24 protein-coding genes are annotated in these 24,152 nt (G+C 72.5%); 14 read left to right on the top strand and 10 right to left on the bottom strand.

Annotation, left to right across the window (positions count from 1 at the left end; genetic code table 11):
* Window positions 1-55: 55 nt before the first annotated feature.
* The 5 genes from ACZ63F_RS04660 to ACZ63F_RS04640 all read right to left on the bottom strand — a co-directional run bounded on the left by ACZ63F_RS04660 (window position 56) and on the right by ACZ63F_RS04640 (window position 5,793).
* Entirely contained in the window at window positions 56-715 is a 660-nt protein-coding gene (locus tag ACZ63F_RS04660) for a response regulator (RefSeq protein ID WP_469708641.1), read from the bottom strand.
* Entirely contained in the window at window positions 712-1,881 is a 1,170-nt protein-coding gene (locus ACZ63F_RS04655) for a sensor histidine kinase (protein ID WP_469708638.1), read from the bottom strand. The genes ACZ63F_RS04660 and ACZ63F_RS04655 overlap by 4 nt, the downstream gene beginning before the upstream one ends.
* 194 nt (window positions 1,882-2,075) lie before the next feature.
* Complete coding sequence (locus tag ACZ63F_RS04650) at window positions 2,076-3,080, bottom strand: 2-dehydropantoate 2-reductase (RefSeq protein WP_469708636.1); 1,005 nt, start codon at window positions 3,078-3,080, stop codon at window positions 2,076-2,078.
* A gap of 111 nt (window positions 3,081-3,191) precedes the next feature.
* Window positions 3,192-4,043, bottom strand: a complete 852-nt coding sequence (locus tag ACZ63F_RS04645) for an SCO6745 family protein (RefSeq protein ID WP_469708634.1) — start codon at window positions 4,041-4,043, stop codon at window positions 3,192-3,194.
* Window positions 4,044-4,209: 166 nt separating this feature from the next.
* The gene (locus ACZ63F_RS04640; protein ID WP_469708632.1) at window positions 4,210-5,793 is read right to left on the bottom strand and encodes a glycoside hydrolase family 32 protein; all 1,584 of its coding nucleotides are present in this window, start codon (window positions 5,791-5,793) and stop codon (window positions 4,210-4,212) included.
* A 172-nt stretch (window positions 5,794-5,965) separates the two neighbouring features.
* On the opposite strand from ACZ63F_RS04640, the gene ACZ63F_RS04635 reads away from it, so the two are divergent.
* The 4 genes from ACZ63F_RS04635 to ACZ63F_RS04620 are packed head-to-tail and all read left to right on the top strand — an operon-like array spanning window position 5,966 to window position 10,578.
* Window positions 5,966-7,375: an extracellular solute-binding protein gene (locus ACZ63F_RS04635; RefSeq protein WP_469708630.1), complete on the top strand. Its 1,410-nt coding sequence runs from the start codon at window positions 5,966-5,968 to the stop codon at window positions 7,373-7,375.
* Entirely contained in the window at window positions 7,372-8,322 is a 951-nt protein-coding gene (locus ACZ63F_RS04630; protein WP_469708628.1) for a carbohydrate ABC transporter permease, read from the top strand. Before ACZ63F_RS04635 ends, ACZ63F_RS04630 begins: the two co-directional genes overlap by 4 nt.
* A gap of 13 nt (window positions 8,323-8,335) precedes the next feature.
* A complete protein-coding gene (locus ACZ63F_RS04625) occupies window positions 8,336-9,190 on the top strand; it encodes a carbohydrate ABC transporter permease (RefSeq protein WP_469708626.1) in 855 nt (284 codons plus the stop codon).
* On the top strand, window positions 9,187-10,578 hold the full coding sequence (locus ACZ63F_RS04620; protein ID WP_469708624.1) for a glycoside hydrolase family 32 protein: 1,392 nt from the start codon (window positions 9,187-9,189) through the stop codon (window positions 10,576-10,578). Before ACZ63F_RS04625 ends, ACZ63F_RS04620 begins: the two co-directional genes overlap by 4 nt.
* Here the strand turns inward: ACZ63F_RS04620 and ACZ63F_RS04615 are convergent.
* Window positions 10,541-11,605 (bottom strand): LacI family DNA-binding transcriptional regulator, encoded by a 1,065-nt coding sequence (locus tag ACZ63F_RS04615; RefSeq protein ID WP_469708622.1) that lies wholly within the window; start codon window positions 11,603-11,605, stop codon window positions 10,541-10,543. The genes ACZ63F_RS04620 and ACZ63F_RS04615 overlap by 38 nt on opposite strands.
* A 336-nt stretch (window positions 11,606-11,941) precedes the next feature.
* Window positions 11,942-13,390: an aldehyde dehydrogenase gene (locus ACZ63F_RS04610; protein WP_469708620.1), complete on the bottom strand. Its 1,449-nt coding sequence runs from the start codon at window positions 13,388-13,390 to the stop codon at window positions 11,942-11,944.
* A 187-nt stretch (window positions 13,391-13,577) separates the two neighbouring features.
* Between ACZ63F_RS04610 and ACZ63F_RS04605 the strand changes: the two genes are divergently transcribed.
* The 10 genes from ACZ63F_RS04605 to hypA all read left to right on the top strand — a co-directional run bounded on the left by ACZ63F_RS04605 (window position 13,578) and on the right by hypA (window position 21,601).
* Window positions 13,578-14,066 (top strand): TetR/AcrR family transcriptional regulator, encoded by a 489-nt coding sequence (locus ACZ63F_RS04605; protein WP_469709327.1) that lies wholly within the window; start codon window positions 13,578-13,580, stop codon window positions 14,064-14,066.
* Between the two features lie 69 nt (window positions 14,067-14,135).
* Window positions 14,136-14,957 carry a maleylpyruvate isomerase family mycothiol-dependent enzyme gene (locus ACZ63F_RS04600; RefSeq protein ID WP_469708618.1) on the top strand — a complete coding sequence of 274 codons (822 nt, stop codon included), beginning with the start codon at window positions 14,136-14,138 and terminating at the stop codon, window positions 14,955-14,957.
* A 219-nt stretch (window positions 14,958-15,176) separates the two neighbouring features.
* On the top strand, window positions 15,177-16,673 hold the full coding sequence (locus ACZ63F_RS04595) for a hypothetical protein (RefSeq protein ID WP_469708616.1): 1,497 nt from the start codon (window positions 15,177-15,179) through the stop codon (window positions 16,671-16,673).
* A gap of 3 nt (window positions 16,674-16,676) precedes the next feature.
* Window positions 16,677-17,771 carry an NADH-quinone oxidoreductase subunit B family protein gene (locus tag ACZ63F_RS04590; RefSeq protein ID WP_457694855.1) on the top strand — a complete coding sequence of 365 codons (1,095 nt, stop codon included), beginning with the start codon at window positions 16,677-16,679 and terminating at the stop codon, window positions 17,769-17,771.
* 56 nt (window positions 17,772-17,827) lie between these two features.
* Window positions 17,828-19,618: a nickel-dependent hydrogenase large subunit gene (locus ACZ63F_RS04585; RefSeq protein ID WP_469708614.1), complete on the top strand. Its 1,791-nt coding sequence runs from the start codon at window positions 17,828-17,830 to the stop codon at window positions 19,616-19,618.
* Window positions 19,611-20,156 carry a NifU family protein gene (locus tag ACZ63F_RS04580; RefSeq protein ID WP_469708611.1) on the top strand — a complete coding sequence of 182 codons (546 nt, stop codon included), beginning with the start codon at window positions 19,611-19,613 and terminating at the stop codon, window positions 20,154-20,156. The genes ACZ63F_RS04585 and ACZ63F_RS04580 overlap by 8 nt, the downstream gene beginning before the upstream one ends.
* Window positions 20,153-20,776: a DUF5947 family protein gene (locus ACZ63F_RS04575; RefSeq protein ID WP_469708609.1), complete on the top strand. Its 624-nt coding sequence runs from the start codon at window positions 20,153-20,155 to the stop codon at window positions 20,774-20,776. The genes ACZ63F_RS04580 and ACZ63F_RS04575 overlap by 4 nt, the downstream gene beginning before the upstream one ends.
* A gap of 52 nt (window positions 20,777-20,828) precedes the next feature.
* A complete protein-coding gene (locus tag ACZ63F_RS04570; RefSeq protein WP_351960630.1) occupies window positions 20,829-21,035 on the top strand; it encodes a hypothetical protein in 207 nt (68 codons plus the stop codon).
* Between the two features lie 25 nt (window positions 21,036-21,060).
* A complete protein-coding gene (locus ACZ63F_RS04565) occupies window positions 21,061-21,255 on the top strand; it encodes a hypothetical protein (RefSeq protein ID WP_469708607.1) in 195 nt (64 codons plus the stop codon).
* A gap of 7 nt (window positions 21,256-21,262) precedes the next feature.
* The gene (gene hypA / locus ACZ63F_RS04560; protein ID WP_469708605.1) at window positions 21,263-21,601 is read left to right on the top strand and encodes a hydrogenase maturation nickel metallochaperone HypA; all 339 of its coding nucleotides are present in this window, start codon (window positions 21,263-21,265) and stop codon (window positions 21,599-21,601) included.
* Between the two features lie 64 nt (window positions 21,602-21,665).
* Here the strand turns inward: hypA and hypE are convergent, their stop codons facing one another.
* The 3 genes from hypE to ACZ63F_RS04545 all read right to left on the bottom strand — a co-directional run bounded on the left by hypE (window position 21,666) and on the right by ACZ63F_RS04545 (window position 24,149).
* Window positions 21,666-22,655: a hydrogenase expression/formation protein HypE gene (gene hypE / locus ACZ63F_RS04555; RefSeq protein ID WP_457695345.1), complete on the bottom strand. Its 990-nt coding sequence runs from the start codon at window positions 22,653-22,655 to the stop codon at window positions 21,666-21,668.
* A 67-nt stretch (window positions 22,656-22,722) separates the two neighbouring features.
* A complete protein-coding gene (gene hypD / locus ACZ63F_RS04550; protein ID WP_469708603.1) occupies window positions 22,723-23,850 on the bottom strand; it encodes a hydrogenase formation protein HypD in 1,128 nt (375 codons plus the stop codon).
* Entirely contained in the window at window positions 23,847-24,149 is a 303-nt protein-coding gene (locus ACZ63F_RS04545) for a HypC/HybG/HupF family hydrogenase formation chaperone (RefSeq protein ID WP_469708601.1), read from the bottom strand. Before ACZ63F_RS04545 ends, hypD begins: the two co-directional genes overlap by 4 nt.
* Window positions 24,150-24,152: the final 3 nt, after the last annotated feature.

The following is a 24,152-nucleotide window of genomic DNA, read 5'->3' as shown; positions in this document are numbered from 1 at the left end:
GGGAGGACAGCGGCCCGGTCTCCTCCCTGAGGAGGAGAGGCCGGTGCTGGTGACGTCAGGCGCGGCGCGGTCGTACGAGGCCGTGGTCGTAGGCGGCGACGACGGCCTGGACGCGGTCGCGCAGGCCCAGTTTGCGCAGCACCGCCGTGACGTGGTTCTTCACGGTGGCCTCCGACAGACGCAGCCGCCCGGCGATCTCCGCGTTCGACAGTGCCTGCCCGATCAGGGTGAGCACCTCCCGCTCGCGGGCGGAGAGGTCCCGCAGCGACGGCGGCGGCGCCGGGTCGGGCGTGGTGCGCAGGAACCGGTCGAGGACGCGGCGCAGCACGGTGGGCGCCAGCAGCGCGTCACCGCGCGCGGTGACGCGGATGGCGTCGACGAGTTCGGGGGCGCGGATGTCCTTCAGCAGGAATCCGCTCGCTCCGGCCCGCAGCGCGTCGACCACGTGCGCGTCCACGTCCCAGGTGGTCAGCACGAGCACCCGGGCCCGGCCGCCGTCCGCCACGATCCGGCGGGTCGCCTCGATGCCGTCCACGACGGGCATGCGGATGTCCATCAGCACCACGTCGGGCGCCAGCTCCCGCGTCAGCCGCACCGCTTCGCCGCCGTCGGACGCCTCACCGACCACCTCCAGGTCGTCCCGGGCGTCGATGATCATGCGGAAGCCGGTACGGACCAGGGCCTGGTCGTCGGCCAGGACCACACGCAGCGTCATGACACACCCTCCACCGGCAGCCGCGCCGCCACCTCGAACCCGCCGCCGGGCAGGGGGCCCGCACGCAGGCTGCCGCCCACGAGCCGGACCCGCTCCCGCATTCCCACGAGCCCGCGCCCCGCTCCTGTCGTACCCGAACGCCCCTGCGCGTTACGCCCGTTGTCGACCACGGTGACCTCCACACATGTCCCTTCCAGCAGCACGCGCACGCTCACCTCGTCGGCGTCCGCCGCATGGCGCAGGGTGTTGGTCAGGGCTTCCTGCACGATCCGGTACGCCGTCAGGTCCACCGCGGCCGGCAGTGCGTCGGTGGCGCCGTCGCGGTCCACGTGCACGGCCAGTCCGGTCGCCCGTACGCTGTCGGCCAGTTCGTCCAGACGCGCCAGCGAGGGCCCCGGCCGGCGCAGCTCCCCAGTCTCCCCCGCGCGCTCGTCGGGCCCGAACGCCCGTAGCAGCAGGCGCAGTTCGCCGAGTGCCGAGCGGGCACCCGACTCGATGGCCCGCAGCGCCTGGCGAGCCTGTTCGGGCTGCCGGGTGAAGACGTCGTCGGCGGCGCCCGCCTGGACGACCATCACGGACAGGGTGTGTGCCACGACGTCGTGCACCTCGCGTGCGATCCGCGCCCGCTCCTCGACCACGGCCCGGCGCGTCTCCGACCTCGTCCGGGCCCGCTGCGCCCTGCGCCACTGCCCGGCGGTCCACGCCAGGACGACCGTGAGCAGGTAGACCGCCAGGCCCGCGGGGCCGCCCGCGCCGAAGGACAGCGGCGCCGGCAGGCACATCGCCACGAGCGCCCGCGCGGACACCCGCCGCGGTTCGAGCGCCGACAGCACGCACAGGGCGACCTGTGCCCCGAGCAGGGCGCCGGTCAGGGTCACCGGCGGCAGCAGCGCCCACACCGCGAGCCCCGCCGCCGCGGTCACCGCCAGTACGGCGGCCGGGGCGCGCGCCACCCACCTCAGGGCGCAGACCTCGACGAGGACCAGCGCCACGGCCGCGGGCAGCAGCCCTGCGTGGTCCGCGCCGACGACGAGCACCGAGGTGCCGAGGACGGCGAGCACCAGCACGGCCGACCCCCACCACAGGGCCCGCGCCGACCGGGGCGACGGCTCCTCCCCCGCTGCCCCGGCGAGCACCTCGTCCGGCTGCCTGTCGCTGCGGTCCACGCCCCGACCCTATCCGTTCCGTGACGGGATCAACGGGATGCGCCGTTCTACGAGGTTTCGGTCGCCGACCTGGTCGTGACAGTGCGGTACGGCCGGATCGGCGCCGCCGGGCAGCCGACGGAGACGCCGCCTCCTCCGCCTGCTGCTTCGGCCGGACGGCACCCGGGTGCTCTGAGCCACAGGCGGCAAAGGATTCAGGACGCGGCGCGGAGTTCGGCGTACAGCTCCGCTCCGGTCCAGGCGCGCGGGGTGGTCTCCGCCTCGTGCACGAGGGCGGCGAGCCGGGCATTGGCGGCGGCGTCCTGTCCGTGGCTGCGGGCAAGGGCGACGATCTCCCCCTGGAGGGAGTCGATCTCCGTGGGGCGGCCGCGTTGCAGGTCCTCCCACATCGACGAGCGCGCGTGCGCGTCGATCCGCAGCGAGGCCGCGGCCACCCGGCGGAACACGGCGTCGGGCAGCCCGAGTATGTACGGGGTCAGCCGGGGCGAGGCCGGGCCGAGGCGGGCGGGGGTGATTCCGGCGGCGCGGTAGGCGGTGAGGGCTTCGCGCTGGCACAGGGCCAGGCAGCGGCGGTAGGCCCGTCGGCCGAGCTGGTCGCGCAGCGGCAGCCCGGACAGGGCGTTGATCGCGTTGTTGAGGTTCATCAGCAGTTTGGCGTGCTGCACGGCGGTCATGTCGGTGCGGGCCTCCACGGCCAGGCCCGCACTGCGCAGGGCCGTGTGCAGGGTGTCGTCGGGCTCGGTCATGAGCGTGCCCGGCATGCCCTGGTGGACGGCGCCGGGTCCGGGCTGGACCACGTTGTAGGGCACCATCCCGGCGAGCACGGTGTGTCCCGGCAGGGCGGGGCGCAGGGTGGCGGGGTTGTGCAGGCCGTTCTGGAAGCTGACCACGACGGCGCCGGGGGCGAGGTGGGCGGCGAGGTCCTTGGCGGCGGCCTCGGTCCCGGCGGTCTTGACGGTGACCAGCACATAGTCGGCGCCGGCCGCGGCTTCGGGCTCGGTGGCGAGGGTCAGCCGCTCGGGCGCGAGGTGCACGGGCGGACGGGCGCCGACGGTGAGGGTGAGCCCTCGCTCACGCAGTGCCTCCATGCCGGAGGGGCGGCCGATGAACACCACCTCGTAGCCGGCCGCGACGAGGTGGCCGCCGAGATGGCAGCCGATGCTGCCGGCGCCGAGGACGGCGAAACGGGGCTTCGACACGGGTGACCTCCGGTGCATCGACGGTGGCGGCGCGGTTGCGGCCCGGACCGGTCGGCCACCCTAGCGTTCTCGGAGGGCTCGTCGGTGGCCTGTGCCTTCTCTGGTCCCCGGTCACCGCGAGCCTGCGGCCACCAGGGTCGCGGTGATGGGTTCGAGCTCGGTGATCAGCTCGTCGAGTTCGGCGGGGGACAGGGCGACGTAGGGCGGGGTGGCGAGTTCGTCGGTGAGGGTTTCGATGCGTTGTTTCGTCGCGCGGCCGGCGTCGGTGAAGTGGCCGTCGGAGTCGACGAGTCCGCGTTCGCGCAGGCCGTCCATGACCGCGGCCAGGCGCTCCTTCGGCAGGTGGTGAATGCGTCCGAAGGACTCCGGGGGGTGGATGCCCTGTTCCAGAGCGCAGAGCACGTGGGCCTCCGTGCCGCCGATGCGCGCGCCGACGAGAGCGGCGATGTGCCCGTCGCCGCGGTGCTCGCGGAGCATGGTCGCGGAATGCCACAGCCGGGCGACGGGATCGGCGGGTACCTCGAGGGTGCGCATGCCGGCGTACATCACCCGCCCTTCGGTGGGGGCGCTCGTCGCGGCCTTGGTGGTCAGGTCCGCGGCGCGCGCCAGGCCCGGTGAGTCGGCCGGCCCCGCGCCGAGGATGCGCCGCAGGGACGCCACGCTGCCCCGCTGCCGCGCGGCGAGGGACGCCTCGGGCGGGATGGTCTCCCATGCACGGGGGATGTGCCGTGCGGCTTCCCCGTCGGCGAAGTTGTAGAAGGCCGCGTGCACGACGTGGGCCGGCACGCGTCCCAGTGGTGCGGCGCGGCTGGCGAAGTAGCCGTCCCAGTATCCGCGGTGGCCGAGTGCGGCCAGCTCCTCGTTGCACTCTTCGGCCAGGTAGGTGACCAGGCAGATCGGCTCCAGGAGCTCGAACATGCGCCGGGCGATGTGAGTCATCGGGTGCAAGCGGGTGTTGCCCATCGGTCTCTCCGTTGGTGAGGTGTGCCGGCTTGGACCGTCCGGCACACCGAAAGTCATCGGCGGCCGAGGAGAGGCGGTGCGGAGGGGCATGCGTGCCGGCGACCGGCCGCCGCGCTGGTTCTGGAGGCCGTCCCGGCGACGCGTGCACCCGCTCCCCCGGCCGGCCTCACACCGAGAACTCGCGTATCACCGTGTTGCGGAACACCGCGCTGCCGCCGATCGTGAACAGTGCCAGCCGATTGTCCAGCAGGTACGGGAACACCTGGCTGGTGTGCACGTAGCGGCCGTCGTCGACGAACATCTCCACCGACGTGCGGTCCACCAGGATGCGCAGCCTCACCGTGCCGGCGGCCGGGTCGAACGGGGTGTGGCTCTCCTGCCACTTGCCGGACGTGTCGGCGTTGATCGTGTTGCGTCGGTTGAGGAAGGCGTAGTCGGCGTAGATCCCGGCGTCGATGTGCCGGCCGCCGTCGGGTGAGCGCCTCAGCTGGAGGCCGGCGCCGGTGAGCCGGGACCAGGTGATCTCGGTCGTCACCTCGTAGGAGACACCGGTGTAGTCGAGCACCTTGGTGCCGTCCACGGTCACGTCGCCCAGGTCCACGGTGCGGGAGACATGCGAGTCGAGGCCTGCGACGGGACGGGAGGCGAGGTAGTAGGTGCTGTCGGACGCCTTCTGCAGGGTGATCTCGCGGACGACGGAGTCGGTGCCGTTGAAGCCGTCGCAGTCGATGGTGGGGGTGGTGTGGGCGTAGTCCCAGTCGTTCACCCAGCCGATCGCGTACCGGGCGGCCGCGTCCACCGCGCCGCGGGCGTCCCGCTTCTCGAAGGTGACGGCGGCGTACCAGTCCCAGCCGTGGTCGAGCCACTGGGGGTCGTTCGCGTCAGGGGTGAACGCGCTGCCGTCGAAGGAACCCGTCCAGTAGGCGTACGTGTTGGGCAGCCCCGAGCCCTTGCCGTTGGCGCTCGCGCCGAGCACCCACTTGACGGTGCCGTCGCCGGCGGTGATGCGGAACAGGTCGGGGCACTCCAGGACGCCGATGCCGTCGTGGACGAATCCGTCCGCGTATGTCCAGGACTTGAGGTCGTCGGAGTGGTAGAAGCCGATCTTGTCGTTCTCGGCGAGGGCCATCACCCAGCGGTCCCGGTCCTCGTCGCGGATCACCTTGGGGTCGCGGAAGTCGGCGACGCCCGGGTTGGGCAGGACGGGGTCGGTCCCGTGGTTGCTGAAGGTGACTCCGCCGTCGGTCGAGTAGTACAGGAACTGTTCCTGGTGGTCGGTGCCGCCGCCGGGGGACATGGTGACGATGACGACGACCGCGCCGGCGCCGAGTCCGGCCGTGTTGCCGGTGTCGACCACCGCGGAACCCGACCAGAGGTCGCCGTTGGGGGTGGTGTCCTTGGGCACGGCGACCCCGCGGTCGGTGAAGGAGACCAGGTCCTTGGTGGTGGCCAGGCGCCACGCGGTACCGACGGCGCCGGTGAAGTAGTCGGCGTTGTAGAGGTAGTAGTAGTGGTACTCGCCGTCGATCCAGACGGGCCGCTGCGGGTCGTTCTTCCACTGGTCCGGAACCGTGAAGTGGTACGCGGCGCGGTAACTCGCCCCGCTCGCGGCGGCCTTGGCCTTCCTCTTGGTCGCGGCTCCGGGCTGCGGAGCGGCCGTGGCCGTTCCGGCGGGCAGCAGTGCGGCGGCGGTGCCCGCCGCCGATCCCGCGAACAGTGCTCTCCTGGACATCCCTGATGTTCCGGGCATGACGCATCGTTCCTCTCATGACGGCTCGTGAGGGCGCGTGGCGGCTCGTGTGAACGAGGACTGTAGACCTAACTCGTTAAAGGTCAAGCGTTCCCGACCCTTGACAGGCCTGTTGGGCGGTTCCCATCATCTGGGGCATCAACCCTGATCTAACACGAGTTAGGCCCGTTGGATGACTGACTCGCACCTCCCCCGCCGCACGCTCCTGCGGTACGGCGCGTACGGGGCGGGAGCGGCCGCCCTGGCCGCGACCGCCGCGAGCTGGGACCGGCTCACGGGAGCCGACATCCCCGGCCGCGACGACGGCTCCCTCGTCGTCGCCACCCTCGGCTCCGCCTTCGACCCGGCCACCGTCGACGCCCTCGCCAAGGGCTTCCACCGGCTCCACCCGGACATCCCGCTGCGGGTGAACGCGGTGCAGGCCGTCGACTGGTCGGATTTCTTCGCGAAGATCCTCACCCAGATCGCCGCGGGCAGCGCGCCCGACCTGGTGTACGTGGCCACCGAGGGCGTGCAGCTGTTCGCCCGGCGGCTCGGCGTGCCACTGGACCGCTGGGTACGGCGGGACGCGGCCGAGTTGCGTGAGTACTTCGCCGACGTCCACCCCTCGCTGGTGGAGTCGATGATGTACGAGGGCAACCTCTACCAGTTGCCGATGGAGTTCAACGCCGCCGACATGTACCTCAACAGGCAGGTACTCGAGCGGGCGGGCGCGGGATTCCCGGCGGCCGACTGGAGCCGCGACGACTTCACCGCGCTGCTGCGGGAGATGAAGCGGGCCGGCGACGCGCACTTCACTCCGTACTTCTGGACCAACCGGCTGTGGGGCGGCGTGGTGCCCTGGCTCTTCGCGAACGGCACGAACCTGCTCCGGGAGTCGAAGGCGCCCGGCGGCTCCTGGCTGTGGGACGCCTTCTATCCGGCCGCCGACCGGCGGGGGCGCGGCGGGGGCTTCCGCTGGACCACCCCGCAGGCCACCACCGACCGGGTCGAGGAGGCGTACGACTATCTCGCCTCCCTCGTCCGGGAAAACCTGTGCACCCGGCCCGAGGGCGGCAACGGCAGCAACCTGGTCGGCGTGTTCTCCACGAGCCGCGTCGGCGTCACGCCGGCGGGCGGATTCTGGGCGGGCGGTCTGCATCTGGCCGGCATGCGGGCCGCCGACTACGACGTGCAGTACTTCCCGCGCTGGCGCACCCAGCGCCACCAGTTCGGCGCGGCGGGCTACGCGCTGCTGCGCACCTCGAAGAAGCAGGAAGCCGCCTGGGAGTTCATCAAATACGCGGCCCGCAAGGACACCATGACCCGGCTGTTCCAGGGCAACCAGACCACCCCGGCCCGGCGTTCGATGCTGAACGCCGCCCGCTACGCCGCGAGCGGCCCCGCGCACTGGCAGGTCTTCTACGACACCCTCGACCGGTTCCCCGACACGGGCCCGATCCCCGCGCCACCGCAGGTCGCCGAGGTGACCGACGTCCTGCTCAAGTACACCGGCACCGCGCTGGCCTCACCGCGTGCGGTGGGTCCCGCGCTGCGCCGGATGCAGGGCGCCCTGGAGCAGGCCATGGAGCGTGAGGTATGACGAACACCCAGGTCCCGGCCGTACGTCCACGGCCCTCCGTGCCACCCGCCGTCGTCGTGCGGCGCTCCGTCCGCGACCGCGGCGCCCGGCTGCTGGCCGCGCTGTTCCTGGCGCCCACGATCGTCGGCATCGTCGTCTTCACGGTCGTGCCGATCATCGGGTCCCTCGTGCTGAGCCTGTTCCACTGGAACGTGATCGACCGGCCGCGCTTCGCCGGCGGCGCCAACTACCGTACGACGTTCACGGACTCGACCGTCCTGGTCTCCTTCCGCAACACGCTCCTGTTCATGGTCCTCGCGGTCGCGCTGCAACTGCTGATCGCGCTGGTGCTGGCGCTCGCGCTGACCGGGCGGATGCCGGTGTGGCTGCGCTCGGTGTTCCGGTCGGCGTTCTTCTTCCCTCTGGTGCTGTCCGCCGCTTCGATCTCGGTGGTGATGAAGTACCTGTTCAACCAGGACTTCGGGGTGGTGAACTGGCTGATCGGCGTGGTCGGCGTCGCGCCCGTGCCTTGGCTGACCTCGGAGCACGCGGCCATGGCCACGGTGATCCTGGTCTACGTGTGGCAGCAGTTCGGATTCTCGTTCCTGCTGTTCGTCGGGGGTCTGAACAACATCCCCAAGGAGATCCACGAGGCCGCCGCCCTCGACGGCGCGAGCGGCCTGCGCAAGCACCTCGGCATCACGCTGCCGCTGCTGTCGCCGACGCTGCTCGTCGCCTCCGTGGTCGGCATCATCAACGCCCTCCAGGTCTTCGAGCAGCCCTACGTCCTCACCGACGGCGGACCCGGCGACGCCACCCGCACCGTGGTGATGGTGATCTACGAGAGGGCCTTCGAGCAGCTCGACTTCGGCGAGGCGTCCGCGGTGGGCGTGCTGCTCTTCGCGCTGATCATGGCGGTCACCGCCCTCCAGTTCCGGCTCAGCCGGCGTTACGTCCACTACCAGTGAGCCGGTGAGCCGCATGAGCCAAGCAACCCTGTCCCTGAGCCGCGTACGCCACTCGCTCGCCCCGTGGGCCCGGATCGCCGGACTGACCGTGTGCGCCCTGCTGACGCTCGGCCCGGTCATCTGGACCGTCTCCACCTCCCTGCGCACTCCGGCCCAGTCCTTCGATCTGCCTCCGCAGGTCATCCCGGCGCACCCGACGACCGCGGCCTACCGAGGGGTCTTCCAGCAGATCGACGTGTGGCTGCTCGCCCTCAACTCCGCGCTGGTGACCGCACTGATCGCCCTCGGCCAGATGATCACGGCAGGTCTCGCCGGATACGCCTTCGCGCGCCTGGAGTTCCGTTTCAAGAAGCCGCTGTTCGGCCTGGTCCTGGCGACGATGATGGTGCCGTTGCAGGTCACCATCGTGCCCGTGTTCCTGGTGCTGAAGTCGATGCACCTCACCGACACACTCCTCGGCCTGATCATCCCGGCCTTCCCGACCGCCTTCGGCACCTTCCTGATGCGCCAGTACTTCCTCGGCATGCCGAAGGACCTGGGCGAGGCGGCCATGCTGGACGGCGCGGGGCCCTGGCGGATCTTCCGCTCGGTGTACGCGCCGCTGGCCGCACCCGGCCTGGCGATCGTCGGCGTGCTGGCCTTCAACTACCACTGGAACGAGTTCTTCCGCCCGCTGATCCTGGAGACCTCCAGCCAGAACTACACGCTTCCGCTGGGCCTGGTCTCTCTCCAGGGCAACCTCGGCACCGGGTCGATCTCGGTGGTCCTGGCCGGGGTCGTGCTCTCGATGCTCCCGGCCGTCGCCGTGTTCGTCGTCGGCCAGCGCCCGCTGCGCGAGGGCATCACGTCCGCAGGAGTCAACCGTTGAGCCATGACCCCAACACCCCGCGTCTCAGGGTCCGTCCGTCCACCGGCTGGATCAACGACCCCAACGGGCCGTTCCGCTGGCGGGACCGCTACCACCTCTTCTACCAGCACAACCCCGACGCACCGGTACACGCGAACGTCCACTGGGGACATGCCTCCAGCGCCGACCTCGCGCACTGGGAGCACCACCCGATCGCGCTCGCCCCGACGCCCGGCGGCCGCGACGAGGCCGGCTGCTGGTCGGGCTGCGTGGTCGACGACGACGGCACACCGACCGCTGTCTACACGGGAGTCGACCGTGCCCATGCCGGCCTCGGCGCCATCTGCCTGGCGCGGGCGGCGGACCCGGACGACGAGCGGCTGACCGAGTGGAAGCCGCTGCCGACGCCCGTGGTGACCGGGCCGCCGCCGGGACGGGACGTGGTGATGTTCCGCGACCCGTTCGTCTTCCGCCACGCGGACCGGCGCTGGGCCCTCGTCGGGGCCGGGGACGCCGACGGCACGCCGTCCGTCCTGCTCTACGACTGCGACGACCTGGCCGACTGGCGGTTCGCCGGTGTGCTGCTGGACGGCAGGGATCCGGTGGCCGTCGCCGCGTTCGGCGACAGGGCGGTGGGCTGGGAGTGCCCGCACCTGTACGAGACCGCGGGCGGCGACCACGTCCTCCTGGTGTCCCTGTGGGACGGGGATCCCTGCTCGACCGGATACCTGACCGGCCGTCTGCAGACGGACGGCCTGGGAACGTTGAGGTTCGTGCCGCGCACCGGCGGCCGGCTCGACCAGGGGCGGGACTTCTACGCTCCCGCCGTGCTCCAGGAACCGGGCCGCACACTGCTGTGGGGCTGGTCGTGGGAGGCCCGCCCGCAGGACGAGGTGCACCGGGCCGGATGGGCCGGCGTACTCACCGCGCCACGGGTCGTCGACGTACACCCCGACGGTTCACTGCGCGTCCGTCCGGCCCCGGAGCTCGACCTGCTCCGCCCGGCCGAGCCGTTCGTCACCGCGCCGGGCCGGGTTCCGCTGCCGACGACGTACGACCTGACGGTCACCGCCTGCGAACCGACCACGGTGAGCCTGCTCCGGGACGCGTCGGGCCGGAGCCTGGCCCTCCGGGCCGACCCGGCCGGCGGAACCGTCGTCCTCGACCGCAGTGCCTGGCCCCGGACCGGCAGGGAAGGTTCCGCCCCGATCACCGTGCACGTGCCGAAAGCGCCGGAACTCGCGCTCCGGCTGCTCGTCGACGGCTCGCTCCTCGAACTCTTCGTCGGGGAGCGGGCGATGGTCACCGAGCGCGTCTACCGGCGCCCGGGTGACATCGCCGAGCTGGTGGTCGAGGGGCCCGGTGCCCGGGTCACCGGCTGGGCGCCGGAGCCACGGAGGCGCGGCTGACCACGGGGCAGGCCAGACGCCGGACGGTCGCGGGCGGCGTCCGGCCGGTGTCGATGGCGTCCAGGAGCAGCCGGGCCGCCGCCTCGCCCATCGCCCGGTGCGGCAGCGCGACCGAGGTGAGCGGCGGGGTGAGGAACGCGGCCATGTGCTCCTGGTCGTCGTAACCGACCACCGACAGATCGGCGGGGACGTCGATCCCGAGCCGGGTCGCGGCGTGCAGGACGCCCGCCGCGACCCGGTCGTTGTAGCACAGGACGCCGGTGGGGCGGCGGTCCGGTCCGACCCCGTCGAACAGGCGCAGCGCCCCCGCGTATCCCGCCGAGATCTCCCCGCCGCCGCGCACGATCCACTTCTCGGGCACGGTGACGCCCTCGGCGCGCAGCGCGTCGCGGAAGCCGCGGGTGCGTTCGGCCGAGGCGATGTCGTCCAGGCCGCCGATCACGGCGAGCCGGCGGTGGCCCGCGTCGAGCAGCAGGCGGGCCGCGGTACGGCCACCGGCGCGCTCGGCGGGGACCACGGCGGGCAGGGAGTCGTCCTCGGGCAGGCAGTTGGCCAGCACGGAGTGGGTGCGGTGCAGGCCCTCGGGGACGCGGACCCGGCGCAGCGACATGGCCGCGTAGACGATGCCGTCCACGCGCCGGTCGAGCAGCTCCGCGACGGCCGCGTCCTCCTTGGCAGGGTCACCGCCGGAGTCGACGGTGAGGACGAGATGGTCGCTGCCCCAGGCCGTCTCCATGGCCCCGCGCAGCAGCCGGCCGGCGAACGGTGAGGACGCGATCTCGTCGGTGACCAGTCCGATCACGGCCGTACGGCGACGGCGCAGACCGCGGGCGACGGGATCGGGGCGGTAGCCCAGCTGTGCGGCGGCCTGCCGGATGCGGTCCTGGGTTGCGGGCGAGAGGTTGCCCTCGGCCCGGCCGTTGAACACGAAGGACACCGCGGTGTGCGACACGCCGGCGAGCCGGGCCACGTCCCGTGACGTCGGGCGCCCGGTGCCCGTGCTCCTGCTCTCCTCGGCACCGCCCACGCCGTCCGCCGCCCTCGCCCAGCCCGTCCCTGTCGATCACCGCCCACCCTATCCGCGGGGAGTGTCGCAGCACACGGGAGATCCCCGGGGTGCCGCGGGGTGGGCGTCCGTCGTGATCACCGGATCCCCCCGCAGGGCGGAGACCGCTTAGGACCGGGCGTCTGCTTCGCGGAGGCCTGCTGGGCGCACGGCGGGTGGACTCGCGCGGTCTGTCGGCTGGTGGTCAGCCCGGACTCATGCCGTCGCAGCGGTCGGGCGCCCGCCGCGATGTGCCGGGTGGCGGGTCGAGCCCACCGGACGACGGTCCTTGCGGGCCACCACCCAGGGCAGCTCCCGTCAGCCCCCGGACGCCGCCAGCGTCACCGACTTGTACTCGACGTACTGGGCGAGCCCCACCGCGCCGTACTCGCGGCCGATGCCGCTGGCCTTGTGGCCGCCGAAGGGGCCGTCGAAGGAGATGGGCGCGCCGTTGACGGTGACCGTCCCGGTGCGCAGGCGGCGGGCGACGTCGAGGGCGTGGGTCTCGTCGGCGGACCACACGCCGCCGGAGAGGCCGTACTCGGAGTCGTTGGCGATCCGCACCGCGTCGTCCTCGTCGTCGTAGGGGATGACCACGAGGACCGGGCCGAAGATCTCCTCCTGGGCGATCCGCAGGGAGTTGTCGACGTCGGCGAAGACGGTCGGGGTGACGTAGTTGCCGTTCTCCAGGCCCGGCGGAACCTGCGGGCCGCCGGTGACGAGCCGCGCGCCCTCCCTGATGCCGAGTTCGATGTAGTCGCGCACGCGCTGCTGCTGGTCCCGGCGGACCATCGGGCCGATGAAGGTGCCGGGGTCGGCCGGGTCGCCGACCTTGAGCGATTCCACCAGGTCCTTGAGGGCCGTGACGACGTCCTCGTACCGGCTGCGCGGCGCGAGGACGCGGGTCTGCGCGATGCAGGCCTCGCCGTTGTTGAGGAGCGAGGCGAACTTCAGTCCCGGCACCGCCCGTTCGAGATCCGCGTCCGGCAGGATGATCGCGGCGGACTTGCCGCCCAGCTCCAGGCTGACCCGCTTCAGCTGTTCTCCCGCGATGGCGGCGATCCTGCGGCCGGCCCGGGTCGAGCCGGTGAACGCGATCTTGTCGACGTCGCGGTGCGAGACGAGGTACTCACTGGTCTCCCGGTCGGCGGGCAGCACGCTGATCACGCCCTCGGGCAGCCCGGTCCGCTCCAGCAGCTCGGCGAGCAGCCCCATGCTCAGCGAGTTCTCCGGGGACACCTTCAGGACGACGGTGTTGCCGGCCAGCAGCGCGGGGATGATCTTCGCCATGGCCGCCGAGAACGGGGAGTTCCAGGGGATGACGGCGGCCACGACACCGACGGGCTCGCGGCGCACCACCGTACGGACCGCCGGGGCGGACTCCAGCGTCTCCTCCCAGCCGAACGCCTCCGCCGCCCCGAGGTAGGCCTCGGCCTGCCGGGTGAGCCCCGGCTGGCCGGCCCGGGTGAACCAGCGGGCCGAACCGTTCTCGGCCGAGATGACGTCGGCGATCCGCTCGGCGTCGGCCTCCCGCAGGGCGTTCAGCCGCCGTACGAGGGCGATCCGCTCCGCGGGCGCGGTGTGCGGCCAGGGGCCCTCGTCGAAGGCGGCGCGGGCGGCGGCCACGGCCCGGTCCACGTCGGCGGGCCGGGCCTGGGCGGCACGGCCGATGACCGCCTGGTCGTGCGGTGAACTGATGTCGAGGAGTGCCGGGTCGCTGGGCTCAGCCCACGAGCCCGCGATGTAGAGACGGTCGTACGTGATCATGTGCGTTCTCCGAAGGGTTCGAACGGCTCGGTGCGGTCATCTGTCACTTCAATGTAGCACTTATGAAAGTGTTCGCCTCAGACATGCGTCACAAGGTGCGACAGGTTCCACACGTGTGGATATGCTCTGGCGCGTGAGAGCCGACGCAGCACGCAATCTGGAAGCCGTTCTGACCACCGGGGCCCGTATGCTCGCCGTCGATCCGGGCGCGAGCATCGCCGCGATCGCCGCCGAGGCCGGTGTCGACCGGCGCACCGTCTACCGGCGGTTCGCGTCCCGCGAGGAGCTGCTCGCGGCCATCTACGAGGCGCGGTACGACGCGGTCGAACGGGCCGTCGAGAACGCCCGGCTGCGGGAGGCCCCGGTCGCGGTGGCGCTGCACCGGTACGTCGAGGAGATCATCGACGTCAACCGCACATGGCCGGTGGAACTGACCCGTCTGAAGGCCGACGACGCGATCCGGGAGCGGCGCGACGCCCTGGTCCGAGAGGTGGACGACTTCCTGCGGCGGGCCACCGAGGAGGGGCTGCTCCGCGCCGACCTGCCGCTCGCCTGGGCGAGTTCACTGCTGCCGCAGCTCATGCATCTGGCCTCGCGGGAGCTGCCCGAGCTCGGCGCGGCCCAGGCCGCCGACACGGTCGTCGACACCTTCCTGCGGGGGCTCGGGGCGCGGTGATCGTCACGGGGGTTGTGGCCGGCCCGTGCGTCTGATTGGGTACCGCGCGACGGAACAGGGGTGGGCGGCGTGGATCAGGCGGCAGGGCAGGACGTGCGCGGGGCGCTGCCCGCGGGGCTCGGGCAGGCGATACGGCGTACCGCCGCCGACATCACGGCCGTACTCGACGGGGTCGCCGACACGAGCGGGGCGGTACCGGGTTCGCGGTGGACGGTCGGCGAGGCGGCGGCCCATCTGGCGCTGGCCAACGAGCTGATGGCCGACCTCGCCCTGGGCCGGGAACGGCCGTACGGGGACGGCACGCCGCAGAGCCTGGCGGCGGCCAACGCCGAGTCGCTGGCCGTGTTCGGCGAGCGCCGGGCGGCGCCGCTCGCCGCGATGATCAGCGAGCAGGCGGAGCGGTGCGCCGACGCGCTGGCCGCGACGGCCGACGGCCCGGCGCCGGTGACCCCGCTCGGCCCGATGGAGCGGTCCGTGCTCGCCTCCTACCTGCTCACCCACATGCTGGGCCACGGCTACGACCTCGCCCGCGCGGTGCGCCGCCCGCACATGATCGACGCCGAACGGGTCGCGTGGTGCGTGCCGTTCCTGCTCTCGGTGATGCCGGCCGTCGCCGACGGCACGGCCACCGCCGGTCTGACCGCCCGCTACACGATCCGGCTGCGCGGTGGCGGCGCCTTCGGCGTCGCCCTGGCCGACGGCGCCGTACAGGTGGCACCGGAGCCGGCCGGCCACCCGGACTGCACGATCCTCATCGACCCGGTCGCCTTCCTGCTCATCGCCCTCGGCCGCCGCAACCCGTGGCTCGCCATGGCCCGGGGCCAGGTGTTCGCCTACGGCCGCAAGCCCTGGCTCGGTCCCCGCTTCCCCGCCCTCTTCGTCGCGCCCTGAGCGCCCGGCCGCCACGGCCACCGCCGTTGCCGTTTCCCCGCCCCCGGCGTCGACTCACCGGTCCGGCGGCACGGCGGCACCGCCGCCGCGCACTGACCCGGCCCGCTCCCAGCCGTCCCCCGTGCGGACCAACCCCGCTCGTCCAGAAGAGGCGCGCGGGCGTGACCGGTGTGACCGTGGTGGAAGGTATGGGCGCGCGCACGGATCCGAGGAGGCTGCATGGCCGAGGGAATGGTCGACGGCAGAGCGCCCCGCACTGCCCTGGTGGACGGCTCCGGCCGTCCCGTGCCGACCTTCGAAGCGATGAGTGCCGTCGCCGATGCCGTGCTCTACGAGGGTTACCTCCTCTACCCCTATCGGCGGTCGTCACCGAAGAACCGTGCCCGCTGGCAGTTCGGAGTCCTCTTCCCCCGCGACTGGGCGGAGGCGGACGGGCCGGTCAGACCGGGCGTGTCGGGTTCGGCGGACTCCTGGTACCAGCGGACGGAGTGCCTGCTGCGGGTGCGCCGGCCGGACGCGGTCGTGCGGCTGCGGGTGCGGTATCTGCAACTGCAGCACAAGCAGGTCGAGGACGCCGACGGGCGGCCCGTCGAGTCGCTGGCCTGCGGCGACGGGACCGTGCAGCTGACCTTCGAGGAGGCGGCGGCCCGCGCGGCCGACCTGACGGCCGCGCTGGACGAGGGCGAGCACAGGTTCGCGGTGGGCTCCCCGGCCGGTACCGACACCGAGGAACTGCCCGGCGGCGCCGGGCGGATCGTCCGCCACCGGGCGGAGGTGCGGGCGAGTACCGTCCTGGTGGCCGAGCGGCTCGGCGAGGACCTCTTCCGGCTCCGCGTACGCACCGCGAACGACGGGTGCGTGGGGGATCCGGGCGCCCCGCGCGACCTGGCCCTGCGGCACGCGCTCATCGCCACCCACACCCTCCTCGGCGCCGAGGGCGCGGAGTTCGTCTCCCTGGTCGACCCGGGCCGGGCCCTGAAGGAGGCCGCCCGGAGCTGCCGCAACGACTTCACCTTCCCGGTGCTCGGCGGCCCGCCCCCCGCCACCGCCGCCGAGGACGGCTCGGCGTCCGCCCTGCTGCTCTCCTCGCCGATCATCCTTCCCGACCACCCGCAGGTGGCGCCGGAGAGCCCCGGCGACCTGCACGACGCCGGTGAGATCGACGAGATCCTCACCCTGCGGACCATGCTGCTGACGGACGAGGAGAAGCGGGAGGCCCGGGCCACCGACCCGCGGGCCGCCGAGATCCTCGACCGGGTCGACACCATGCCGCCGGAGGTCTTCGAGCGCCTGCACGGTGCCATCCGCTCGCTCGAGCCGGCCGGCGGGGCGGCCTCCCCCGGCGGGCGTCCCGCCTGGTGGCAGGAGGGTGGCGACGACGGGCTCTCGCCCGCCACCGACACCGTCCTCGTCGACGGGATGCGGGTCGGGGGCGGCAGCCCGGTGCGGCTGCGCCCGCGCGGCAGGGGCGCCGACGCCCAGGACATGTTCCTGGCCGGCCGGACCGCGACCGTCGCCGCCGTCTTCCACGACGTGGACGGCAGCACCCACCTCGCCGTCACCGTGGACGACGACCCGGCGGCCGAACTGCACGGCTGGTACGGCCGCTTCCACTACTTCCGGCCCGACGAAGTCGAGCCGCTCGGGGGCACCGACGTCCCGGACCCAGCGGCGGCTGCCGAGCCGTCCCCGGGGCCCACTCCATCGGAGGCCTAGCGTATGAGCACCAGCAAGAACGGCACGACGGCCGTCACCGGCGAAGCCGGCCGGACCGACGGCGAGCACCAGGGGTTCGACGAGATCACCATCCTCTGGATCTCCGAGGGCATGAGCTGCGACGGCGACACCGTCTCCGTGACGGCCGCCGACCAGCCCTCCATCGAGGACCTGGTCCTGGGCCTGATCCCGGGCATGCCCAAGGTCAACCTGGTCAACAAGGTGCTCTCGCCGAGCCTGGGCGGGGAGGACTTCCTCGCGCCGTACCGGGCGGCCGCGCGGGGCGAACTCGAGCCGTTCATCCTCGTCATCGAGGGCTCCATCCCGAACCAGAACATCATCGAGGGCGACGGCTACTGGACGTCCTTCGGCAACCACCCGGAGACCGGTCAGCCGCAGACCCTCAACGAGTGGATCGACGAACTGGCGCCCCGGGCCTGGGCGGTGGTGGCCGTCGGCACCTGCGCCACCTTCGGCGGCATCCACGCGATGGCCGGCAACCCGACCGGCGCCATGGGCCTCGCGGACTACCTCGGCTGGGACTTCAAGTCCCAGGGCGGGCTGCCCGTGGTGAACATCCCGGGCTGCCCGGTGCAGCCGGAGAACTTCATGGAGACCCTGGTCTGGGTGCTCTACCACGCGGCCGGCACCGCTCCCCCGCCGCCGCTGGACCACATGCTGCGGCCGCAGTGGCTGTTCGGCCGCACCGTCCACGAGGGCTGCGACCGGGCCGCCTACTACGAGCAGGCGACCTTCGCGGCGGACTACAACTCGCCCAAGTGCCTGGTCAAGACGGGCTGCTGGGGTCCGGTCGTGAACTGCAACGTGCCCAAGCGGGGCTGGATGGCCGGTATCGGCGGCTGTCCGAACGTCGGCGGCATCTGCATCGGCTGCACCATGCCGGGCTTCCCGGACGCGTTCATGCCGTTCATGGACGAGCCGCCCGGCGGCACCCTCTCCTCGCTCGCCATCAAGCCGTACGGGGCGGTCATCCGCCGGCTGCGCGGCTTCACCAACGAGCTGGTCAACCACGAGCCGAAGTGGCGCCACAACAAGCGCAAGCTCACCAGCGGCTACGCCCCGCGCTGGCGCCCCTGACGCGCCACGGCCAGTCCCCCCACCCAGTCCCCCACAGCAAAGGTCAGCGAACGCCGATGACAACCGAGGCCCGGCAAAAGGGGCGCAAGCCCGCGCAGATCGTGGACATGTCCTGGGATCCGATCACCCGGATCATCGGAAACCTGGGCATCTACACGAAGATCGACTTCGCCAACCGGGAGGTGGTGGAGTGCCACAGCACCTCCTCCCTCTTCCGCGGCTACTCCGTCTTCATGAAGGGGAAGGACCCGCGCGACGCCGGGTTCATCACCTCCCGCATCTGCGGCATCTGCGGCGACAACCACACGACGTGCTCCGACTACGCCCAGCAGATGGCGTACGGCGTGAAGCCGCCGCCGCTGGCCGAGCACATCGTCAACCTCGGCGAAGCGGCCGAGTACATGTTCGACCACACGATCTTCCAGGACAACCTGGTCTTCGTGGACTTCTGCGAGCAGATGGTCAAGGCCACCAACCCGACCGTCCTGGCCCGCGCGCAGAAGACGAACGCGCCGCGCGGTGACATCCACGGCTACCGGACCATCGCGGACATCATGAAGGCCTTCAACCCCTTCGAGGGCGAGGTCTACAAGGAGGCCCTGAAGGTCTCCCGGACCACCCGCGAGATGTTCTGCCTGATGGAGGGCCGCCACGTGCACCCCTCCACCCTGTATCCGGGCGGTGTCGGCACCATGCCGTCGCCGACCGCGTTCACCGACTACCTCAGCCGGCTGATGCACGTCATCGACTTCGTGAAGAAGGCCGTCGCCATGAACGACGACGTCTTCGACTTCTTCTACGAGGCGCTGCCCGGCTACGAGGAGGTCGGCAAGCGCCGTGTCCTGCTCGGCTGCTGGGGTGCCTGGCAGGACCCGAAGGTCGTCGACTACCGCTACGAGAACATGGAGCGCTGGGGGCGGGCGATGTACGTCACCCCGGGCATCGTGGTCGACGGCGAGCTGGTCACCAACAGCCTGGTCGACATCAACCTCGGCCTGCGGATCATGCTCGGCTCCTCGTTCTACGAGGACTGGGTCAACGAGGACCCGTTCGTGACCCACGACCCGCTCGGCAACCCCGTGGACATGCGCCACCCGTGGAACCAGACGACCCTGCCGGTGCCGCAGAAGCGGGACTTCGAGGGCAACTACAGCTGGGTGATGAGCCCCCGCTGGTTCGACCAGCGCACCGGCGACCACCTCGCCCTGGACACCGGCGGCGGCCCGCTGGCCCGTCTCTGGTCGACCGCGCTCAGCGGCCTCGTCGACACGCCGTACATCAAGGCCACCGGCAGCAGCGTGCGGATCTCGCTGCCCAAGGGCCCGGAACTGCCGGAGACCACGCTGGAGTGGAAGATCCCGAAGTGGTCGAACACCCTTGAGCGCGACCGCGCCCGGCCGTACTTCGTCGCGTACGCGGCCGCCATGGCCCTGCAGTTCCTGGACGAGGCGATGGGCCTCGTCCGGTCCGGCGACACCAAGGTGTTCGAGGACTTCGAGGTGCCGGACGAGGCGATCGGCTGCGGCTTCCACGAGGCCGTGCGCGGGGTCCTCTCGCACCACCTGGTGATCAAGGACAAGAAGATCGCCAACTACCACCCGTACCCGCCGACCCCGTGGAACGCCAGCCCGCGTGACAAGTTCGGCACCCCGGGCCCGTACGAGGACGCCGTGATGGGCCAGCCGATCTTCGAGGAGAACGGCCCGGACGACTTCAAGGGCGTCGACATCATGCGCACGGTCCGCAGCTTCGACCCCTGTCTGCCGTGCGGGGTCCACATGTACACGGGCAAGGGCAAGACGCTCAGCGTCACGCACTCGCCGGTGTACGGGGCGAACCATGGCTGACGGACGGCTCGACGGCCCGGCGGTCGAGTCCCGGCTGGCCCGGCTCGACGGGCTGCTGGAGAGCCTGGAGTCCGCGCCGGGGCCGACCGGCGGCTCGGCCGTCGAGGCGGTGCGGCTGCTGACCGAGGTCTACGGCGAGGCCCTCGCCCGCGTCCTCGACCACGCGGACGCGCCGCTGGCCGGGCGGCTCGCCGACGACGAGCTGCTCGACCACCTCATGGTCCTGCACGGCATCCACCCGGACCCGCCCGAGCGCCGGGCCGCCCGCGCGGTCGAGCGGCTGCGCCCCGCCGTGCGGGACCGCGGCGGTGACGTCGAGTGGGCCGGCGTGGAGGGCGAGGTGGGCCGGGTGCGGCTGGCCACGGGCGGCGGTTGCGGCTCGGGGTGCGGCGGAGGTACCACGGAGGTGACCGACGCCGTCCGGGAGGCGGTGCTCGCCGCGGCCCCCGAGCTGGCCGACGTGCAGCCGGTGCCGGAGGCCCCGGCGCCCGCCTTCGTCCCCCTGGACTCCCTGCGCCGGCCACAGGAGGCCCGGTGACCACGCGGACGCCGCCCGGCGGAGCCCTGGCCCGTCTCATCCGCTCCTCGGCCGACCTGCGGCCGGCGGCCGGGGCGGCGGAGGTGTGCGACCTGTGCGCCGAGCCGCTGTCGCAGGACCATCCGCACCTGTACGACACCGGGCAGGCCGAGGTCCGCTGTGCCTGCCGGGCCTGCTCGGTGCTGTTCGCCGACGCGCGGCACGGCACCGGCGCGGGCGACGGCCAGTTCCGGCTGATCCCGACCCGCCGGGTCCGCCTGCCCGAGGTCGACACCGCGGCCCTCGGGGTCCCGGTCGGCCTGGTCTTCTTCGTGCCGCGGGCGGACGGCTCGGTCACCGCCGAGGGGCCGAGCCCGGCCGGGGCCATGCGCTGGGAGGTGGACGCGGCGGCCTGGCAGCGGGCGGTCGCCGGCTGCCCCCCGCTGGCCGGCATGACCCCCGATGTCGAGGCGCTGCTGGTGAACACCGTGCACGGCCTCGACCACCACTGGATCGTCCCGGTCGACGACTGCTTCCGCATGCTCGCCGTCGTCCGCCGGGAGTGGCGCGGCCTGTCCGGCGGTGGCCGGATGTGGCCGGCCGTGGAGCGTTTCTTCGAGGAGCTCACCGAGCGGCCCTGAGCCGAGCGGCCTCGGGGAACGGCAACACCGGAAGAGCAGGAAGGAGAACCCCATGGGCAGCATCAGGACAGGCCGCGCGCAGGCGAGGCCCGACACGCCGTCCCACGTGCCCGGTATGCACCAGGGCAACAGGGGCCCCTACACGAAGCAGACCGGACACCACCCGGACGGCACCGCCGACGCGCGGCGCTCGACCAACATCCACTGGAAGCGGCACGACGTGCTGCTGGACGTGATGCCGAACATCCCGCCCGGATGACCCAGAACGACAGGGAGTCCCCCGCATGAACCGAATGGACCACATGAAGCTGCACCGCAGGAGGACGGGTACGGCGGCCCAGCGTGTCCTGACCGCCGAGGTCGCGGTGGTGGGCGCGCTGCTGCTGGCGCTGTTCGTCACCGAGATCCCCAGCATGATGCGCGAGATGAGGATCTGGCGGATCGCCGGCGGGCTGCGCGCCGGTCACCGCTATCCGTGAGCCGGTCGTGCACGAACTGTCGATCGCGACCGCGATCGTGGAGCAGGCCGACGAGTGGGCCCGGGCGGACGGCGCGGACCGTGTCCGCACGGTGACCGTCCGGGTCGGCGAACTGTCCGGGGTCGTCCCCGACGCCCTGGACTTCGCCTTCGAGGTGGCCCGCGACGGCACCGCCCTCGCGGACGCCCGGCTCGTCGTCGAGCAGGTGACCGCGCACGCCTGGTGCGGGCCGTGCGCCGAGGAGTTCGCGGTGGGCATGCCGCCGTTCTTCTGGTGCCCGCGCTGCGACCGGCCCTCCACCGAGCTGCGCTGCGGCCGCGAGCTGGAGATCACCGCGGTCGAGTGACCCCGCCGGTGCCCTGGACGTCCGGGGCACCGGCGGGGTCATCGCCCCCCCGGGGGGGCTGCCGTCAGCAGATGCGGGGCAGTTGCTCGCCGAGCGGAAGATCGACGACCCGGGTGCCCCCGAGTCCGGTCGACACCACCACCATCCCGGGGTGCTCGGTCACGCACTCCCCGATCAGGGTCGCGCCGGCCCCCTGTGGATGGGCGCGCATCGCCTCCAGCACCGCCTCGGCGTCCGCCGGCGGGACGAAGGCGACGAGCCTGCCCTCGTTGGCGACGTAGAGCGGGTCGAGCCCGAGGAAACCGCAGGCCGCCGCGACCGCGTCCGGTACCGGCAGGGCGCGCTCGGCGAGCCGGACCCCCGTGCCCGAGGCGCGGGCGATCTCGTTCAGGGAGGCGGCCAGGCCGCCGCGGGTCGGGTCGCGCAGAACGTGGACGTCGGGGGTGACGTCCAGCATGGTCGCGACCAGGTCGGCCAGCGGCGCGGTGTCGCTGGCGATCTCGACGCCGAACTCCAGCCCCTCGCGCACGCTGAGCACCGCGACACCGTGCAGGCCGATCGGCCCGCTGACGATGACCGCGTCGCCGGGCCGGGCCCGCTGCGGCCGGATGTCGACGCGCTCGGGGACCAGGCCGACGCCGGCCGTGGTGACGTACACCCCGTCCCCGTGGCCGCTCTCGACCACCTTGGTGTCGCCGGTGGCGATCGTGACTCCGGCCGTCTCGGCCGCCGCGCCCATGGCCCGCGCGACGCGTTCGACGACGGACAGCTCGACGCCCTCCTCCAGGACGAAGGCGGCGGAGAGATAGGCGGGCCTGGCGCCGCTCATCGCCAGGTCGTTGACGGTGCCGTTGACGGCGAGGTCGCCGAGGCAGCCGCCGGGGAAGAACAGCGGCCGTACGACGTAGGAGTCGGTGGACAGGGCGAGGCGGGCGCCGCCGAGCTGGAGGACGGCGGAGTCGGTCATCCCGGCGAGGAGGGCGTTGCCGTAGGCGGGGGCGAAGATCTGCTCGATCAATTCGGCGGAGAGGGCGCCGCCTCCGCCGTGGCCCATGACCACGACCGGCTGGTCGCGGATCGGCGCCGGGCAGCTCCAGTTCGCGGGGTCGACGACGGTCTGCTCAGCCAACGGGGTTCATCTCCTCGCGCGGGAGCGCCGGTTCGGACATCCGGCGGTAGAGGTGGTAGGCGGCGCAGGCGCCCTCGCTGGAGACCATGGTGGCGCCGAGCGGGGTGCGCGGGGTGCAGGTGGTGCCGAAGGCCGCGCACTCGGTGGGCTTGATGAGCCCTTGCAGGACTTCGCCGGCGCGGCACTCGGCGGGTTCCTCGGTGCGGATGCCGGTGACGTCGAAGCGGTGCTCGGCGTCGAAGGCGCGGTAGGCCTCGCCGAGCCGCCAGCCGCTGCCGGGGATGCGGCCGATGCCGCGCCAGTTGCGGTCGGTGACCTCGAAGACCTCCTCGATCATCCGGATGGCGGCCGGGTTGCCGTCGGCGCGCACGGCGCGGGCGTAGGCGTTCTCCACCCGGTGCTCGCCGCGCTCCAGCTGGCGGACCGTGCGGCGGATGCCCTCCAGGATGTCGAGCGGTTCGAAGCCGGTGACGACGACGGGCACCCGGTGCCGTTCGGCGAGTTCGGGGTACTCGGCCATGCCCATCACGCTGCACACGTGCCCGGCGGCCAGGAAGCCCTGCACCCGGCAGGCGGGGGCGGTCATGATGGCCTCGATGGCCGGGGGGACCCGGACGTGGGAGACCAGCAGGGTGAAGTTGCCGAGGCCGAGACGTCTGGCCTGGTGGACGGCCATGGCGTTGGCGGGGGCGGTGGTCTCGAAGCCGATGGCGAAGAACACCACCTGCTTGTCGGGGTGGCGGCGGGCGAGCTGGAGCGCGTCGAGCGGCGAGTAGACCACGCGGACGTCGCCGCCCTCGCCCTTGACCCGGAACAGGTCCCGGTCGGTGCCGGGGACCCGCAGCATGTCGCCGAACGAGCAGAAGATCACGTCGGGGCGGGCGGCGATCTCCAGCGCCTTGTCGATGCACTCCAGTGGGGTCACGCAGACCGGGCAGCCCGGCCCGTGGATCAACTCGACCTCGTCCGGCAGGAGTTGGTCGATGCCGTGCCGGATGATGGAGTGGGTCTGGCCGCCGCACACCTCCATCAGGGCCCAGGGCCGGGTGGCGGTGGCCCGGATCTCGTCCAGCAGCCGGCGGGCCAGCGTGGGGTCGTTGAACTCGTCGAGGTACTTCACCGGGCCTCGCTCCCCTCGGTCTGCTGAGCCGCCTGCCGGGCCGCCTGCTGCCAGGCGTCGCCGAACTCCTCCTCCAGGAGCCCCAGTTCCTCGAAGAGCTTGAGGGAGGCCAGGGCCGACTCCTCGTCCAGGCGCTGCAGGGCGAAGCCCACGTGGACGATGACGTACTCGCCGACCTTGACGTCCGACACGTACTCCAGACACGCCTGCTTCTGCACCCCGCCGAAGTCGATCAGGCCGGTGAGGGGATCGGCCGTGTCGTCGATGCGCACGACTCTGCCGGGAACTGCCAAGCACATGGG

The organism is Streptomyces sp. NPDC104761, from assembly GCF_055583445.1.
The sequence above is the reverse complement of the archived record's forward strand: the minus strand, read 5'-3'. Positions and strand labels throughout refer to the sequence as shown.

Bases quoted from the DNA above. Each gene is read 5' to 3' on its own strand.
- ACZ63F_RS04545 (WP_469708601.1), bottom strand. From the start codon at position 24,149: ATGTGCTTGGCAGTTCCCGGCAGAGTCGTGCGCATCGACGACACGGCC.
- ACZ63F_RS04580 (WP_469708611.1), top strand. From the start codon at position 19,611: ATGGCTGACGGACGGCTCGACGGCCCGGCGGTCGAGTCCCGGCTGGCC.
- ACZ63F_RS04590 (WP_457694855.1), top strand. From the start codon at position 16,677: ATGAGCACCAGCAAGAACGGCACGACGGCCGTCACCGGCGAAGCCGGC.
- ACZ63F_RS04585 (WP_469708614.1), top strand. From the start codon at position 17,828: ATGACAACCGAGGCCCGGCAAAAGGGGCGCAAGCCCGCGCAGATCGTG.
- ACZ63F_RS04570 (WP_351960630.1), top strand. From the start codon at position 20,829: ATGGGCAGCATCAGGACAGGCCGCGCGCAGGCGAGGCCCGACACGCCG.
- ACZ63F_RS04595 (WP_469708616.1), top strand. From the start codon at position 15,177: ATGGCCGAGGGAATGGTCGACGGCAGAGCGCCCCGCACTGCCCTGGTG.
- ACZ63F_RS04635 (WP_469708630.1), top strand. From the start codon at position 5,966: ATGACTGACTCGCACCTCCCCCGCCGCACGCTCCTGCGGTACGGCGCG.
- ACZ63F_RS04565 (WP_469708607.1), top strand. From the start codon at position 21,061: ATGAACCGAATGGACCACATGAAGCTGCACCGCAGGAGGACGGGTACG.
- ACZ63F_RS04605 (WP_469709327.1), top strand. From the start codon at position 13,578: ATGCTCGCCGTCGATCCGGGCGCGAGCATCGCCGCGATCGCCGCCGAG.
- hypE (WP_457695345.1), bottom strand. From the start codon at position 22,655: ATGGGCCACGGCGGAGGCGGCGCCCTCTCCGCCGAATTGATCGAGCAG.
- ACZ63F_RS04610 (WP_469708620.1), bottom strand. From the start codon at position 13,390: ATGATCACGTACGACCGTCTCTACATCGCGGGCTCGTGGGCTGAGCCC.
- ACZ63F_RS04645 (WP_469708634.1), bottom strand. From the start codon at position 4,043: ATGGGCAACACCCGCTTGCACCCGATGACTCACATCGCCCGGCGCATG.
- ACZ63F_RS04630 (WP_469708628.1), top strand. From the start codon at position 7,372: ATGACGAACACCCAGGTCCCGGCCGTACGTCCACGGCCCTCCGTGCCA.
- ACZ63F_RS04625 (WP_469708626.1), top strand. From the start codon at position 8,336: ATGAGCCAAGCAACCCTGTCCCTGAGCCGCGTACGCCACTCGCTCGCC.
- ACZ63F_RS04660 (WP_469708641.1), bottom strand. From the start codon at position 715: ATGACGCTGCGTGTGGTCCTGGCCGACGACCAGGCCCTGGTCCGTACC.
- ACZ63F_RS04640 (WP_469708632.1), bottom strand. From the start codon at position 5,793: ATGCCCGGAACATCAGGGATGTCCAGGAGAGCACTGTTCGCGGGATCG.